Source organism: Ewingella allii, from assembly GCF_044430645.1.
GTDB lineage: Bacteria > Pseudomonadota > Gammaproteobacteria > Enterobacterales > Enterobacteriaceae > Ewingella > Ewingella allii.
On sequence record NZ_JAWUDN010000001.1, the window covers coordinates 689818 to 704345 of the forward strand.

Here is a 14528-nt window from a genome sequence, read left to right on the forward strand (position 1 = left end):
TCACCGGCCTTAGTCGTGCACGGAAATAGTGGCAGTGGTTCCGGCGACTAACACCACGTTGGCGGGCACATTGAGCAGCTTAATGCGCACCGGCACGCGCTGGGCCAGCCTGACCCAAGGCACGTTGGGTTTCACATTCATCAGCAAGTCGGCAGACGGGTCGACGCTCTGGTCATAGATGGCGCGCCCAATGCTTTCGACCTCTCCCTGCAACGGAATATCGCCGTTATAAAGAGTGATATTCGCCCGGCTGCCTTCTTTGATATGGCGCAGCTTGGTCTCTTCAAAATAGCCCAAAATATAGAAGGAGTGGGTATCAACCAGCCCCACCAGCGGCGTGCCGGTAGTGGCGTAGTTGCCACGGCGGGTTTGCAGATTGGTGATATAGCCGTCTGTTGGCGCAAAGATCTTGGTTTTGCTCAGATTCCACTGGGCTTGCTCAAGAGAGGCCTGCGCGGCTTCATACTGGGCTTTCATCGCCTTGGCGGCGATATTGGACTCATCCAGCGTCTCGGCAGAGACAATCCCGGCACCCAGCCCACGGCGGCGCTGCGCCTCGTGATTGGCTTTATCAAGGTCGGCGGCGGCCTTGGCCAGCGCGGCCTGTGCGTTATCCAGAGCGATTTGGAAAGGCTGTGGGTCGAGCGTAAACAGCAGGTCACCGCTCTTAACCAGTTGATTATCATGCACATTGATGCCAATAATTCGGCCGGAGACTTCTGGTGTGATGTCCACTAACTCGGCGCGCACCTTGCCGTCGCGGGTCCACGGCGACTGCATGTAGTAATTCCACATCCACCAACCCGCGCATAAAGCGACCGCAAAGACCAACACCGTGGAGAAATATTTAAGCGTTTTAAATTTCATTTTCTTACTCGTTGATCAGCAGTAGCAGGGCACCACAAATAGAAATGACGAAAAGAGATAAGTCCATCAAGGTCGGATGCCACACTTCGCCGGAATAGATCCAATCGCGTAAAAGGTGGTGGATTAAAATCCAGAAAAGCAATCCCAGTAAAATGGCTTTGAAGATCGGAGGGAAATAAAGCGAAGCCCCTAAGACTAAATCCGTGAGCGGGTAGCCTGTATGAAAGATTTGCGCATCCACAATATTAATCTCTGCGGGTGATTGTGTTATAAACAAGGTCAATCAGGGAGTTGAAGCTAACTCGTTAACTGACGGTAATAAGATCCAGTATATATAGAAATGTAATTACACGATTAAAATTCCGAAAACTAGGCTAAACTCTGGGGAGTTATCTTAGCATGCTAATTATAAGGAGGGGATAATTGGAATCGAACCTTGGATCAGATCTAGCACGATTAGTTCGTGCGTGGCGCTCGTTGATAGATGAACGCTTAAAACCGCTGGAGTTGACGCAGACTCATTGGGTAACTTTGCACAATATCAACATGTTACCGCCTGAACAGTCGCAGATTCAGCTGGCAAAAGCCATTGGTATTGAGCAGCCTTCTCTGGTGAGAACGCTCGACCAGTTGGAAGAAAAGCGACTGATCACCCGTCAAACGTGCGCCAGCGATCGCCGTGCAAAACGCATCAAATTGACCGAGGAAGCCTCTCCGATCATCAATGCGATGGAGTCAGTGATTGATTCAACGCGCAAAGAGATCCTCAGCGGCATGTCCCCGGCGGATATCCAGCAGCTATCGGGAATGTTGGCGCGCCTTGAACAAAACATCGCTTCTTTACAAAGTAAATCACAATAATTCGCTAATACCCGCCGTTGAATAAACGGCTTTCTGTTTTATTTTTGCATACAGCACACTCTTTTTTGGTAATGCGACGATGTTGCCAAACCAAAAAAAAGCCGGGAGCTTTCACTCCCGGCTTTTTTATTGGGTTAACTCCATGCCGATATTATCAGGCGCTTGGAGATACCGTCACAGTGCTGCCGCTGGTGGCTAAGCTAACACGCTGGCCCACGCTGAATTTGGTTGGGCCGACTTTCTGTACCACCTGAATGGTGCTGCCGTCGTCACGGCGGATTTGCAGCTCAACACCGTTAGAACGGTTAAGCGTACTCTGTACACCCTGACCTGCTACGCCACCCAGTACCGCACCGCCGGCTGTTGCCAGGCTTTTACCTGCACCGCCACCGATGGTGTTACCCAGGAAGCCACCCAGAACCGCACCACCCAGAGCACCGATGATGTTGCTGTCATCGCCGCCTTGGATCTGTACCGCACGTGTAGACAGAATCGTGCCGTAAGAGACTTGTTGAACTTGTTTCGCCTGCGAGGATGAGTACACATCGCCAGAGGCGGTGTTGTCGCTGACACAACCAGCAAGAGTCACACCCGCAAGGGCGACAGCCAGAAAACGCTTAATCATAAATTGCTCCTGTTTAAAGTCACGTCATCGCAGCGTCATATCATATAACCAGCAATAGCGTAGATGATGCATTCCACATTTCAACATCCTGTCGAGGGTGTCGAGTCTTCTTTTTAGCGAACCAGGACTAAGGTACTTAAGACCCATAGTACATTAGGCCTCTTCAACTAATAATAAACGGTGGTTTAGGTTTTAGACAGCTTTGTCTGGGATTCGGGCCGTCGGTGAGTCAATTGCACTCTTAGTCACTTTTTATTTCCGGTTGGTTCCCAAAATAGTCTCTGATTAACAAAAAACAAATACACCAATCACATAGCGCAATAAAACCTGTTCAACTCATAGCGTTGCTAGATGAATTCTGGTTAAGTTGACGCAGTAATATTTTTATTTAAGTGAGCCGCCTTTATTGGCCTTTTCACGGGAGATTCGAGGATGTTATCTATGAAATCAGGACGCTACATTGGCGTGATGTCCGGCACCAGTCTGGATGGTGTCGACGTGGTTCTGGCCGCCATTGATGAGCGCATGGTGGCGCAGCAGGCCAGCTACTCTCATCCTATTCCTCTTGAATTGAAAAACGCCATTTTGGGTATGTGTCAGGGCCAGCAAGTGACGCTGGCGCAGGTTGGCGAACTGGATACCCGACTTGGCATGTTATTTGGCGAGGCGGTATTAGGTTTGATGAAAAAGGCCGGGATCACTGCCGAAGAGGTGACGGCGATTGGCTGTCACGGGCAGACGGTCTGGCACCAGCCCAAGGGTGACGCCACCTTCTCTATGCAACTGGGCGATAACAATCGCATTGCCGCTATGACCGGCGTGACCACTATTGGCGACTTCCGCCGCCGCGATATGGCCTTTGGCGGGCAGGGCGCGCCCTTGGTGCCCGCTTTCCATCAGGCTCTGTTAGCACACCCGACCGAGCGCCGGATGATTTTGAATATTGGCGGCATCGCCAACTTGTCCTTACTGCTGCCGGGCCAGCCAATTCGCGGCTACGACACCGGGCCGGGCAACATGCTGCTTGACGCGTGGATTTGGCGTCACCGCGCCCAGCCTTATGACAAAAACGCCGAGTGGGCCAACAGCGGTAGAGTCAACCTGACGCTGTTACAGCAGATGCTGTCAGACCCTTATTTCGCCGAGCCTGCGCCGAAAAGCACTGGGCGCGAATATTTCAACATTGCCTGGCTTGAGAAGCAGCTCAGCAAGGTTCACGAGCTGGCTCCTGAAGACGTGCAGGCCACGCTGGCCGAGCTGACCGCTGTGAGCATCGCCGAGCAGGTGCAGCTGGCCGGAAGCTGCGATCGCCTGATGGTCTGTGGCGGCGGGGCGCGCAACCCACTGGTGATGGCGCGCCTGTCAGCCATGCTGCCGGGTACCGAAGTCTCCACCACCGACAGCTTTGGTATCAGCGGCGATGATATGGAAGCGCTGGCCTTCGCGTGGCTGGCGTTTCGCACGCTGTCGGGCAAGGCGGGCAATCTACCATCGGTCACCGGCGCATCGCAGGAAACCGTGCTGGGGGCGATTTACCCCGTGCCCAATAAGGGGCCGCGCTAAAGCCTGAGCGATTTATGACGTTATCGGTTTAATCTCAATGTGCTACGCCGTCAGGCGTGGTACTAAACGGAGTAAATCGAGACTCATGAGGAACATCAGGATGAAAAAGGCGATTTTCGCTTTAGCGGCGTTAACCTTGGCTGGCTGTAGCCAGTTCCACCATCAGCAGGAAGCCACCACCGAGCAACTGCACTATCAATGCGGCACCACGCCGCTGACCGTTACGCTGGACAAACCGGCGCAGCAGGTCAATTTCCTGCTTGATGGCAATCAGCTTAAATTGAAACAGGTTGCCGCCGCCTCCGGCACGCGCTATAGCGACGGCCATTACACTTTCTGGTCGAAAGGGCCGCAGGCCTTTGTACAGCGCGGCGATGACATCATCCTTAACGACTGCGTACAAAAATAATCTCCGCATTCCCTCCTAACTGACGCGTTGGGTGATTGAGATCCCAACGCGTCAGGCGCAGAATAGCCCCACCACACTTTCTCGCGTACAGAACTTCATATGACTGATAATAATGAATTTGATGTGTCAGCCTCGCGGCGTGAATATACCCGCGGCGGGCTGCGTCGTGGCGATTTACCGGCCGAGCCTCTGCCGCTGTTTGAACACTGGCTGAAGCAGGCTTGCGAAGCCAAACTCGCCGACCCCACGGCGATGGTGGTGGCGACGGTAGACGAGAACGGCCAGCCGTATCAGCGCATCGTGTTGCTCAAGCATTACGATGAAAAAGGGCTGGTGTTTTACACCAACCTTGGCAGCCGCAAGGCGCAGCAGCTAGCTAACAATGCCCACATCAGCTTGCTGTTCCCCTGGCATATGCTGGACCGCCAGGTGGCGGTGATTGGCCGCGCCGAGCGTTTATCGACGCTGGAAGTGATGAAGTATTTTGCCAGCCGCCCGAAAGACAGCCAAATTGGCGCCTGGGTGTCGCAGCAGTCGACCCGCATTTCGGCCCGTGGCGTGCTGGAAAGTAAATTCCTTGAATTGAAGCAGAAGTTCAGTCAGGGCGACGTGCCATTGCCGAGTTTCTGGGGCGGTTTCCGCGTCAGCGTGGACTCGATGGAGTTCTGGCAGGGCGGCGAGCATCGCCTGCACGACCGCTTTATTTATCAGCGAGAACCAGCTTCAGCCCCCGGCCAGCCGGTAACTGGTTGGAAAATAGACCGCCTCGCGCCTTAACCACGAAAAAAAATGCTAAATCCTAGCGCTCGCGTCGCGGGCGCTTTATTCTATGCCATTCCCCTGTAAAGGCGAGAGAACGGGCACATGCGCGGCATGATGTCAGGCGTGATGTTGCATCGACGTGATGCACAAAATTAATGGAGTTTTTGATGGCAAGCAGCAACTTGATTAAACAACTGCAAGAGCGGGGCCTCATTGCCCAGGTGACGGACGAACAAGCGTTAGCAGAGCGACTGGCGCAAGGGCCAATTGCACTCTATTGCGGTTTCGATCCTACCGCAGACAGCTTGCATTTGGGTCATCTGGTGCCTTTGCTTTGCCTGAAGCGCTTCCAGTTAGACGGCCACAAGCCCGTTGCGCTGGTCGGCGGTGCCACCGGTTTGATTGGTGACCCAAGCTTTAAAGCCACTGAGCGCAAGCTCAATACCAACGAAACGGTCAACGAGTGGGTGGAGAAAATCCGCCAGCAAGTTTCGCCTTTCCTGGATTTCAACTGTGGCGAAAATAGCGCGATCACTGCTAACAACTACGACTGGTTTGGCGGCATGAACGTGCTGACCTTCCTGCGTGACATCGGTAAACACTTCTCCGTTAACCAGATGATCAATAAAGAAGCGGTTAAGCAGCGTTTGAACCGTGACGACAGCGGCATCTCCTTCACCGAGTTCTCTTACAACCTGCTTCAGGGTTATGACTTTGCTGAGCTGTATAACCGCCATAAGGTGGTGCTGCAAATCGGCGGTTCTGACCAGTGGGGCAACATCACGTCAGGTATCGACCTGACCCGTCGTCTGCACCAGCAACAAGCATTCGGCCTGACCGTGCCATTGATCACCAAGTCTGACGGCACCAAGTTCGGTAAAACCGAAGGTGGCGCAGTGTGGCTGGATCCGAAGAAAACCAGTCCGTACAAATTCTACCAATTCTGGATCAACACCGCGGACGCCGACGTTTATCGCTTCCTGAAATTCTTCACCTTCCTGAGCCTTGAAGAGATTAATGCGCTGGAAGAGGAAGACAAAGCCAGCGGCAAAGCGCCACGCGCCCAGTACGTGCTGGCGGAGCAAGTCACCGGCATGGTTCATGGTGAAGAAGGTTTGGCGGCGGCTCGCCGTATCACCGAAAGCCTGTTCTCCGGCGCGCTGAACGACATGACCGAGGCTGATCTGGCTCAGTTGGAGCAAGACGGCATGCCGGTAGTGAATCTGGAAGCTGACGCCGATCTGCAACAGGCGCTGGTCGCCGGTGGCTTAGCGCCTTCTCGCGGCCAGGCGCGCACTATGATCTCTTCCAACGCCATCACCCTGAACGGCGAAAAGCAAACCGATCCTGAGTTCCGCTTCAGCGACAGTGACCGCCTGTTCGGCCGCTATGCCCTGATGCGCCGTGGTAAAAAGAACTACAGCTTGCTTATCTGGAACTAAGAGAGCAGCAGTCAGAAAAGGGGCTTTACGGCCCCTTTATCTATTCCAAAGGCCGTGTTTCAACATCTTTATATGCGCCATCCGCCGATGACGTCAGTATCGGGACCTCACATGAAAAATATCCTTTCTATCCAGTCGCATACCGTTTTTGGACACGCCGGAAACAGTGCTGCAGAATTTCCAATGCGCCGCATGGGCGCAAACGTTTGGCCTCTCAATACAGTGCAATTCTCCAACCATACCCAGTATGGCAAATGGACCGGCTGCGTGATGCCAGCCAGCCATCTCACTGAAATTGCTCAGGGCATTGCCGATATCGACCGTCTGAAGGATTGCGACGCGGTGCTTAGCGGCTACATCGGTTCGCCGGAGCAGGGCCAGAGCATTTTACAGATTGTCCGTCAGGTGAAGGAAGCCAATCCCAACGCGTGGTATTTCTGCGATCCGGTGATGGGTCACCCGGAGAAAGGCTGCATCGTGGCGCCGGGCGTGGCGGAGTTCCACTGCAATCAGGCTTTGCTGAACTGCGACATTATTGCTCCAAACCTGCTCGAGCTGGAGCTGCTCAGTGGGCACGCGGTGCACAACGTCGAAGAGGCCGTTTCCTCGGCGCGCGAGCTGATTGCCAAAGGGCCGAAAATCGTGCTGGTGAAGCATCTGAGCCGCGCGGGTTATCACACCGATCGTTTCGAAATGCTGCTGGTGACCGCCGATCAGGCCTGGCACATCGACCGCCCGCTGGTGGATTTCGGCGTGCGCCAGCCGGTTGGCGTCGGTGATTTGACCAGCGGCCTGCTGCTGGTGAACCTGCTGAAAGGCGAAGCTCTGGATAAAGCCTTGGAGCACGTCACTGCCGCAGTTTATGAGGTGATGTTAGCGACCCATGCGATGGGCGAATATGAGCTTCAGGTGGTCGCAGCGCAAGACAAGATGGTCACGCCAGAGCACCATTTTGCGGCGGTAAAGCTGTAATTTCTCGCTGCGTTTAAATTGTAAAAAAGCCCCGCCAGTGCTTACTGAGCGGGGCTTTTTATTGCGTTTCGCTTAGGGTTTAGTCTATTACTTCAGGCCTTCGGCGGTCAGCGCGGCGTCAACTGCCGGACGTGCTGCAACGCGATCCAGATAGCTGTTCAAGTCAGTGAAGGCGCTCAAATCAAACTTCAGCGCTTTGGCCCAGCCCATCACGGTGAACAGGTAAGCGTCGGCCACGCTAAAGCGCGCGCCCAGCAGGAATTGCTGGCCTTGCAGCTCTTGGTTGACGTAGGCGAATTTCTTCATCAGCGCTTCGCGGGTGACGGTTTTGAACTCGTCTGGCGTTTTCGGATTGAACAGCGGGCTGAAGCCTTTATGCAACTCGGTGGCGATGTAGTTCAGCCACTCCAGCGCGTGATAGCGCGCAATAGTGCCAAACTCTGGCAGCAGGTTGCGGTCTGGCTTCTGGTCGGCCAGATACTGCACGATAGCCACGCCTTCGGTCAGCAAGGTGCCGTCGTTGAGTTCGAGAGTTGGGATCTGGCCTTTAGGGTTGATGGCAAAAAAGTCATCGCCGTGTTCGGTTTTCTTGGTCGCCAAATCAACTTTGACGATGCTGAAATCCAGACCGGCTTCGCGCAGAACGATATGCGGAGAAAGGGAACAAGCGCCGGGTTTGTAATAAAGTTTCATAGTGACTCCGTGAGGTTACCTTGAGTAGCATGCAGACCCGCGGCCTGAGGTGAAAAAAGGCTCAGCGCCGCGGGAAAAATAAAGCTGCCGCTATCCTAGATCTACCGCTGACAAATGTCAGTGACAGAATCGTGATGTTAGCGAGAATGCTGATTTAAGTGGTCACGGACTGCGCGTTCTACGCTTTCCGGCGCGGGCAGCAGCGGGGCGCGAAGCTCGTTGTGCATCATGCCGGAGAGGGATAACGCGTATTTTATCGCCGCCGGGTTAGGCGCGCTGAACATTAAACGAATCATCGGCAACAGCTTGAAGAAGGTTTGGCGCGCGGCGGTCAGATCGGAAGATTTCACCTCTTCCACCAAACGCACGAACTCATCAGTGTACAGATGAGAAGAGGCGGCAATCGCCCCTGTGCCGCCGTGGCTGAGGGTCGCGAGGATCTGCGCGTCTTCGCCACACAGCACGTCAAGCTGGCCGTCGGCAATCAGCGACAAGGTCAGGTCCCAGCTTCCGCCGCAGTCCTTCACCGCCACAATGCGCGGGTGGGCGGCCAGTTCACGCAGGGTGGCCAGCTCGAGGTGAATTCCGGTGCGATAAGGCACATTGTACAGCACGATTGGCACGCTGGAGTGGTTAGCCAGCTCGGTAAACCAGGCGCTGAGGGCGGCCTGTGACGGGCGAATGTAGTAAGGGGCTGGCAGTAAGACGCCGGCAACAGGGCGCTCCTGAATGGCGTCCTGCATCGCTCTGACGGTCGGCAGGTGAGTGCCTGACAGGCCCATCATCACCTGAGAGCCGGGCACGATTTCTAACACGGTATCGAGGACTTGCAGCTGCTCGTCTTTGGTCAGCATCGGGGATTCGCCGGTCGTGCCACAAACCACAACGCCATCCACCCCCTGTTTCAGCAAATGAACACAAAGCTTGCGCAGAGCGGGGAAATCAATATCTCCCTGATGGAAAGGTGTGACTAGCGGAACCCAAATACCTGAAAACGATGGCATGATTTACTTCCTTCGACGGCGTGATTATTACCCGCGATCATGTCAGGAGATCGGGGGGCGACGCCAATTGAAAGAATTTATCGCGGGTTTTGAGTTATTTGTCAGGCTAATATCAGGGTTCGTTTTGCATATTTAGTGAGCTATCCAGCAAACTGCGCAGTACCTCGATGGGCACCGGGCGAGAGAACAAATAGCCCTGAAGATGTGAGCATCCCGCTGATATTAAAAATGTTTTCTGTAGCTGATTTTCCACGCCTTCGGCAATGACGTTTAATTTCATCTTATTTCCCAATTGTGAAACGGCTGAAACAATCGCCGCAGTATCATTCACTTCTGTGACGTACTGAACAAAAGAACGGTCTATTTTCACACTATCCACGGAAATGTCTTTCAGCAAACTGAGGCTGGAATAGCCGGTACCGAAGTCGTCGAGAGAGATTTTCACCCCGGCTTTCCGCAGTTCAACCAGATGGGTCAGGCTGGTGCAGTTAGCATTCATCACCGAGGTTTCAGTCAGTTCCAGTTCAAGGCGGCTGGCCGGGAAATCTTCTTCTTCCAGCAGGGTCAAAATTCGGTCGGCAAAATTGCTTTCGCCCAGCTGTACGGCGGAAACGTTAATCGCCAAATTCAGCTCGCTGAGGCTCAGAATATCCTGACAGGCTTGGCGCAGAATGATTTCCCCCAGCTGGATAACCAGCCCGGTTTCCTCTGCCAGCGCAATAAACTGCACTGGAGAAACGGCCCCCAGCACGCCGTGATTCCAGCGGGCCAAGGCTTCGACGCACACCACTTTCTCATCGGAACTGCGTAAAATCGGCTGATAGACGCAGGTCAAATCCCCTTGGCGGGAGAGGGATTCCGCCAGCGCTTTGACCATAATTCGCTTACTCACGCTGCTGGCATCCAGCAATTCGGAATAAAACGAGAACATATTTTTGCCACGCTGCTTGGCTTCCAGCAGGGCAGTATTGCCGCGGCGCATGATTTCACCGGCGGTAATATTTTCTGCACCAAACATGACGATACCCAGAGAGAGCGTCACCATCGGGTTGGCGCGCGTCAGGCTAAAGGGTTGGCGCATCATCACCAGAATCTCGAGCGCCAGATTATTGGCTTGTTCATGGGTCGGGCTATTGCGCAAAATAATGGCGAACTCATCGCCGCCGATGCGCGACACCGTGCCACTGCTGCCAATCTCATTGCGCAGGCGCTGGCCAAACTCACACAAAATGGCGTCCCCGGCCTGATAGCCGTAGGTGTCATTGATGTAATTAAATTCATTCAGATTGAGCAGAAAAAGGGCGTAAGGCTCGGGGCGGTACATCCGCTGGGCGGCGATTTGGCTGAGATCTTCATTCAGGGCAGTGCGGTTTGGCAGGCCGGTGAGCACGTCGTGGCGCGCTAAATAGCGAATTTGCGCCTCTGAGCTGCGCTGCAATGAAATATCCATAATAGAGGTCAAAATATAGTGGCGGCTTTCCAGCGTGACGCGGGATTTGCGCACCAATACATTGCGAATTTTGCCATTGGCATCAATCAACATCTCTTCGCTGACGTTTTTAGTGCCGCTGGTCAGCACTTCAATATCTCTCTCTCGCTGGCGCGCTGACTGATTCTCTTCGGTGAAAAAGGAGACGTCTCGGCCAATAAGATCTTCACGCCGCCGGCCAAATAACTCACAGGCTTTCTGATTAAGAAAGACCAATTTGCGCTGATCATCTTTCAAGACGGTCGCTTCGGTAAGCGCGTCGAGAACTGCCTGGCATATCGCAATATCAGTAAACATGAGTTAAAAACCCTGAACGGAAAATGAAAAGATCGTGGCGTTTAATAAGAGCAACGCAAAATAAGAGTGACCTAAAAATCGTTAAGAATTCTGATTATTGCCTACATTGTTGTAGGAAGATTACGCTTGTTTTGAAATTGACTATTTCAATCAATAATCACGACTTAAGTGCGCAGCCCGGCATAATATATGGCGATATAACAACCACTTAAGTGCTATGGTTTCGGGCCATACTTTTCGTCCCACTCGCGGCGATATTTGCGCGACTGGCGGCGGCCTTTAAGCCACAAATAGGTGCAGACAATACAAACGCCTGCGGAAAAAACGATATTGCGCATATCTTGGTCATAAAAAATAACCAGCACGCAATCTAACGCCGCCACCATGGCAAACCATTTATGCATATGCGATTGGCGGCGAATTTCCGCATTAAGTCGTTTTAATTGTCGCCCTTCATCCAGGACATTCTTTTTTTCCATCACGGCTTCCTGGTATTCGTTGGGAGAAAAGATGCAACGCTGCATCCGACATGACATTGCAACCGACTTTGGCTAATTATTGCTGGGACGAGCGCAGATAGAAACGTCTCATTATCGCATTAATGTAACATGACGTCAGCGGATTCAATTCGTTGATTAACGGCCCTTATTTGCTCTCTTAACCACTCTAGCGCCGGATCGTTCTCGGCATTCACCGGCCAGACAATCGAATTTGGGAAGACTTCAAGCTGTAGCGGCACTTCACAATAGACCAGCCCGAACATGGCGCAGTAGCGGCGCGCGATGCGATTGGGCAGAGTCACCAACACTTGCGAATGCTGAGCAAAGGAGAGCAGCGCCAAAAAGTTCTGTGCCGAAAATACCGCATTCAGCGTGGCTCCCGCGCGGTTAAACGCATTCTCGACGCAGCCCATCAGGTTACCCGAAAAAGACATCAGCGCGTGAGGCTGGCTGAGGTAGTCATGCTGCGACAAAGGCGTGCCGAAGGGCATCAGCTCTGGATTGAAGCAGCAGGCCAGCTGTTCGGCGAACAACTCTTCACTACGATGCCACTGGGCCTGTTCGCCAAAGCAGCCCAGCGCCAAATCGATCTCCCCGCGCTCCAGCAGCCCGTGCAGGGTCTGCCGCCCGGCATAGCTGGCGATGACCCGCACGCCGGGTGCCACCTTGCGCAAATGCGCCATCAGCTCCGGCAGCAGGTGCACTTCCAACTCGCTGGAGAAGCCCAGCCGGAAGGTGCGCTGCTCGGTGAGTGGCGAGAATTGCTCGCTGAATGACAGAGCATCTTCTGCCTTTTGCAGCACCGAGCGCACCCGGCTGCCGAGGCTTATCGCCCGCGAGGTCGGCTTCATCACTTGCCCGACGCGGACAAACAGCTCGTCATCAAACAGCATGCGCAGGGTTTTCAGGGCGTGGCTCATGGCCGGCTGTTGGATCTTCAGTCGGGCGGCGGCGCGGGTGACGTTGAGTTCTTCCATCATCGCGTCGAAAGCAATCAGCAGATTCAGGTCAAAATTGCGTAAATTGAAATGGTCGATAGTCTTCATGCTTGGTATCGATTTGAGTAATGGTTCTACTGTTTATACGATGCTTTTACTGACTCCACAAGTGAAGGTATGCAATGAAACGTTCAAACTCTGTGTTCCACGTCGGCGATTTAAAGATAACCCGCCTTGATGAGTTAACCCTGACCGGCTCGGCACCCGAGGTGTTATTTACCGGTGACTGGCACCCCGATGCGCTAGAACAGCACCGGGAATGGCTCAGCCCGCAGAACTTCGATTTCTCCACGGGAAAGCTTATCCAGAGCACCCACGCATGGCTGGTGCAGTCGCCAAACTTTACTCTGCTGGTGGATACGGCGTCGGGCAATGATAAAGAGCGCGGGAACAAACCCATTTTTCACCATCTCCAGACCGACTTTCTCGCCCAGCTGGAGCGCACGGGGGTGACGCCGGAGTCCGTCGATTACGTGCTGTTGACCCACCTGCACGTTGACCACGTGGGCTGGAACACCCGTCTGGTGGACGGCAAGTGGCAGCCGACATTCCCCAACGCCACCTATTTCTTCTCGCAGACCGAGGCTGATTTCTATGGCGATGCCGAAAGTGATAGCCCGGCGGTCGTGGATAATCGGCAGGTGTTTGCCGACAGCGTGCAGCCGATTATCGACGCCGGGCAGTTCCAGCTGGTGCCCCCGGGCGGCGGGGAAGTGCTGGCGGGCATTCGCTATACGCCCACGCCGGGCCACAGCATTGACCATATGTCGGTCAGCATTTTGTCACGGGGGAAAGAGGCCTTCTTCGCCGGTGACCTGCTGCACCATCCGCTACAGGTCTACTACCCAGAGCTGAATTCAATGTACTGCGGTTTCGATGGGCCAGCGCGGGCCTCGCGCCTGTGGGCGCTGCACCATGCGGCTGAAAATCAGGTGACGTGGTTTTCAACCCACTTCGCCGACAGCTCGGTGGGGCGCGTCACCCAGCGGGGGGATGATTTCCAATGGACTTTTCTTCAAGCCTAATCACTGAGAACAACAAGATGAAATCACAACAAGACAGTCAGGCGCGGGTGGATGAGATCCACAGCGAATCCCTGATGATTGATAGCGACACGCCGGGGATTAGCCTGCACCTGCGCCGCAAATATCTGCCGTCGCCAAACGCCTTTACCGCCGACAACACCCTAGTGATGGTACACGGTGCGACTTACTCCTCCGGCAGTTTGTATGACGTCAGGCTGGACGGCGTCTCCTTTATGGATGCGCTGGCGCTGCGCGGTCTGAATGTCTACGCCGTCGACGTGCGCGGCTACGGCCATTCTACCCGCCCGGCGGAAATGGACGCACCGCCCCTCGACAACCCGCCGCTGTTTGGGACTGAAACCGGCGTGCGCGACTTAGCCAGCGCGGTGGACTGGGTGCGCAGAAAGCTGGGCTTGGAGCGAGTACAGGTGTTTGGCATGTCGTGGGGCGGCAGCGTGGCGGCGGCCTACACCAGCCAGAATAATGACAAGGTGAATCGGCTGGTGGTGCTGGCACCACAGTGGGTGAACGAAGGGGGCTCGCGGCTGGACGAAGGCGGGCAGCTGGGGGCCTATCGGCGAGTGGCGGTGGGCGAGAGCAGGCCGCGCTGGGTCAACGCCGCGCCCGAGGCGCATCGCCATGACCTGATCCCAGAAGGCTGGTTTGAGGCCTGGGCCGCGGCCTCGCTGGCTGAAGACCCACAAAGCCAGCAGACCCAACCGCCGACGCTGCGCGCGGTTAACGGCACGATTCAGGATGTGCGTGATTACTGGGGAGCGAACCGACCCTTTTATCGCCCGCAGGATATCACCCGGCCGGTGCTGCTGGTTCACGGCGAGTGGGATGCCGACGTGCCGCTGCGGCTGATGACGCCTTACTTCACCTCTTTTACCTCGTCGCCGGAAAGGCGCTGGGTGGAAATCGGCGAGGCGACGCACATGATGCTGATGGAGAAAAACCGCTGGCAGGTGTTCCGCGCGGTGGCGGATTTCTATGTGAGCTGAGGCGCAGGCAATAAAAA

16 protein-coding genes are annotated in these 14528 nt (G+C 54.6%); 8 read left to right on the forward strand and 8 right to left on the reverse strand.

What is annotated here, in order from left to right; all coding sequences use genetic code 11:
- Positions 1-9: 9 nt before the first annotated feature.
- Complete coding sequence (locus SBO83_RS03360; protein WP_396130446.1) at positions 10-867, reverse strand: efflux RND transporter periplasmic adaptor subunit; 858 nt, start codon at positions 865-867, stop codon at positions 10-12.
- Between the two features lie 4 nt (positions 868-871).
- Positions 872-1108: a DUF1656 domain-containing protein gene (locus SBO83_RS03365; RefSeq protein ID WP_034791113.1), complete on the reverse strand. Its 237-nt coding sequence runs from the start codon at positions 1106-1108 to the stop codon at positions 872-874.
- 182 nt (positions 1109-1290) lie between these two features.
- Here SBO83_RS03365 and slyA point away from each other — a divergent pair, with 182 nt between their 5' ends.
- The gene (gene slyA, locus SBO83_RS03370) at positions 1291-1728 is read left to right on the forward strand and encodes a transcriptional regulator SlyA (protein ID WP_396130447.1); all 438 of its coding nucleotides are present in this window, start codon (positions 1291-1293) and stop codon (positions 1726-1728) included.
- 154 nt (positions 1729-1882) lie between these two features.
- Here the strand turns inward: slyA and SBO83_RS03375 are convergent, their stop codons facing one another.
- Positions 1883-2353 carry an outer membrane lipoprotein gene (locus tag SBO83_RS03375; RefSeq protein WP_034791109.1) on the reverse strand — a complete coding sequence of 157 codons (471 nt, stop codon included), beginning with the start codon at positions 2351-2353 and terminating at the stop codon, positions 1883-1885.
- Positions 2354-2794: 441 nt separating this feature from the next.
- On the opposite strand from SBO83_RS03375, the gene anmK reads away from it, so the two are divergent.
- From anmK to pdxY, 5 genes are all read left to right on the forward strand, one after another.
- Positions 2795-3916 carry an anhydro-N-acetylmuramic acid kinase gene (anmK, locus tag SBO83_RS03380; protein WP_396130448.1) on the forward strand — a complete coding sequence of 374 codons (1122 nt, stop codon included), beginning with the start codon at positions 2795-2797 and terminating at the stop codon, positions 3914-3916.
- Positions 3917-4016: 100 nt separating this feature from the next.
- Positions 4017-4325, forward strand: a complete 309-nt coding sequence (locus tag SBO83_RS03385; protein WP_396130449.1) for an MliC family protein — start codon at positions 4017-4019, stop codon at positions 4323-4325.
- Positions 4326-4424: 99 nt separating this feature from the next.
- Positions 4425-5102 carry a pyridoxamine 5'-phosphate oxidase gene (gene pdxH, locus SBO83_RS03390; RefSeq protein WP_396130450.1) on the forward strand — a complete coding sequence of 226 codons (678 nt, stop codon included), beginning with the start codon at positions 4425-4427 and terminating at the stop codon, positions 5100-5102.
- Between the two features lie 152 nt (positions 5103-5254).
- Complete coding sequence (gene tyrS, locus SBO83_RS03395; protein WP_396130451.1) at positions 5255-6529, forward strand: tyrosine--tRNA ligase; 1275 nt, start codon at positions 5255-5257, stop codon at positions 6527-6529.
- A 111-nt stretch (positions 6530-6640) separates the two neighbouring features.
- Complete coding sequence (gene pdxY / locus SBO83_RS03400) at positions 6641-7501, forward strand: pyridoxal kinase PdxY (protein WP_353502399.1); 861 nt, start codon at positions 6641-6643, stop codon at positions 7499-7501.
- Between the two features lie 87 nt (positions 7502-7588).
- Here the strand turns inward: pdxY and gstA are convergent, their stop codons facing one another.
- The 5 genes from gstA to SBO83_RS03425 all read right to left on the reverse strand — a co-directional run bounded on the left by gstA (position 7589) and on the right by SBO83_RS03425 (position 12530).
- A complete protein-coding gene (gene gstA, locus SBO83_RS03405; RefSeq protein ID WP_353502398.1) occupies positions 7589-8194 on the reverse strand; it encodes a glutathione transferase GstA in 606 nt (201 codons plus the stop codon).
- Between the two features lie 137 nt (positions 8195-8331).
- Positions 8332-9198 (reverse strand): 4-hydroxy-tetrahydrodipicolinate synthase, encoded by an 867-nt coding sequence (gene dapA / locus SBO83_RS03410; protein WP_396130452.1) that lies wholly within the window; start codon positions 9196-9198, stop codon positions 8332-8334.
- A 112-nt stretch (positions 9199-9310) separates the two neighbouring features.
- Positions 9311-10984, reverse strand: a complete 1674-nt coding sequence (locus SBO83_RS03415; RefSeq protein WP_396130453.1) for a sensor domain-containing protein — start codon at positions 10982-10984, stop codon at positions 9311-9313.
- Between the two features lie 215 nt (positions 10985-11199).
- The gene (locus SBO83_RS03420; protein WP_353502395.1) at positions 11200-11463 is read right to left on the reverse strand and encodes a hypothetical protein; all 264 of its coding nucleotides are present in this window, start codon (positions 11461-11463) and stop codon (positions 11200-11202) included.
- 119 nt (positions 11464-11582) lie between these two features.
- Positions 11583-12530 carry a LysR substrate-binding domain-containing protein gene (locus SBO83_RS03425; RefSeq protein WP_396130454.1) on the reverse strand — a complete coding sequence of 316 codons (948 nt, stop codon included), beginning with the start codon at positions 12528-12530 and terminating at the stop codon, positions 11583-11585.
- 74 nt (positions 12531-12604) lie between these two features.
- On the opposite strand from SBO83_RS03425, the gene SBO83_RS03430 reads away from it, so the two are divergent.
- Both SBO83_RS03430 and SBO83_RS03435 read left to right on the forward strand, forming a co-directional pair.
- Positions 12605-13507 carry an MBL fold metallo-hydrolase gene (locus SBO83_RS03430; RefSeq protein ID WP_396130455.1) on the forward strand — a complete coding sequence of 301 codons (903 nt, stop codon included), beginning with the start codon at positions 12605-12607 and terminating at the stop codon, positions 13505-13507.
- A 17-nt stretch (positions 13508-13524) separates the two neighbouring features.
- Positions 13525-14511: an alpha/beta fold hydrolase gene (locus tag SBO83_RS03435; protein ID WP_396130456.1), complete on the forward strand. Its 987-nt coding sequence runs from the start codon at positions 13525-13527 to the stop codon at positions 14509-14511.
- The last annotated feature ends 17 nt before the right edge of the window (positions 14512-14528 follow it).

Excerpts from the sequence above, each read along its gene's own strand:
- SBO83_RS03415 (WP_396130453.1), bottom strand. The coding sequence starts at position 10,984 with ATGTTTACTGATATTGCGATATGCCAGGCAGTTCTCGACGCGCTTACC.
- SBO83_RS03375 (WP_034791109.1), bottom strand. The coding sequence starts at position 2,353 with ATGATTAAGCGTTTTCTGGCTGTCGCCCTTGCGGGTGTGACTCTTGCT.
- SBO83_RS03425 (WP_396130454.1), bottom strand. The coding sequence starts at position 12,530 with ATGAAGACTATCGACCATTTCAATTTACGCAATTTTGACCTGAATCTG.
- SBO83_RS03420 (WP_353502395.1), bottom strand. The coding sequence starts at position 11,463 with ATGGAAAAAAAGAATGTCCTGGATGAAGGGCGACAATTAAAACGACTT.
- SBO83_RS03385 (WP_396130449.1), top strand. The coding sequence starts at position 4,017 with ATGAAAAAGGCGATTTTCGCTTTAGCGGCGTTAACCTTGGCTGGCTGT.
- SBO83_RS03360 (WP_396130446.1), bottom strand. The coding sequence starts at position 867 with ATGAAATTTAAAACGCTTAAATATTTCTCCACGGTGTTGGTCTTTGCG.
- tyrS (WP_396130451.1), top strand. The coding sequence starts at position 5,255 with ATGGCAAGCAGCAACTTGATTAAACAACTGCAAGAGCGGGGCCTCATT.
- pdxY (WP_353502399.1), top strand. The coding sequence starts at position 6,641 with ATGAAAAATATCCTTTCTATCCAGTCGCATACCGTTTTTGGACACGCC.
- dapA (WP_396130452.1), bottom strand. The coding sequence starts at position 9,198 with ATGCCATCGTTTTCAGGTATTTGGGTTCCGCTAGTCACACCTTTCCAT.
- anmK (WP_396130448.1), top strand. The coding sequence starts at position 2,795 with ATGAAATCAGGACGCTACATTGGCGTGATGTCCGGCACCAGTCTGGAT.
- gstA (WP_353502398.1), bottom strand. The coding sequence starts at position 8,194 with ATGAAACTTTATTACAAACCCGGCGCTTGTTCCCTTTCTCCGCATATC.
- pdxH (WP_396130450.1), top strand. The coding sequence starts at position 4,425 with ATGACTGATAATAATGAATTTGATGTGTCAGCCTCGCGGCGTGAATAT.
- SBO83_RS03430 (WP_396130455.1), top strand. The coding sequence starts at position 12,605 with ATGAAACGTTCAAACTCTGTGTTCCACGTCGGCGATTTAAAGATAACC.
- SBO83_RS03435 (WP_396130456.1), top strand. The coding sequence starts at position 13,525 with ATGAAATCACAACAAGACAGTCAGGCGCGGGTGGATGAGATCCACAGC.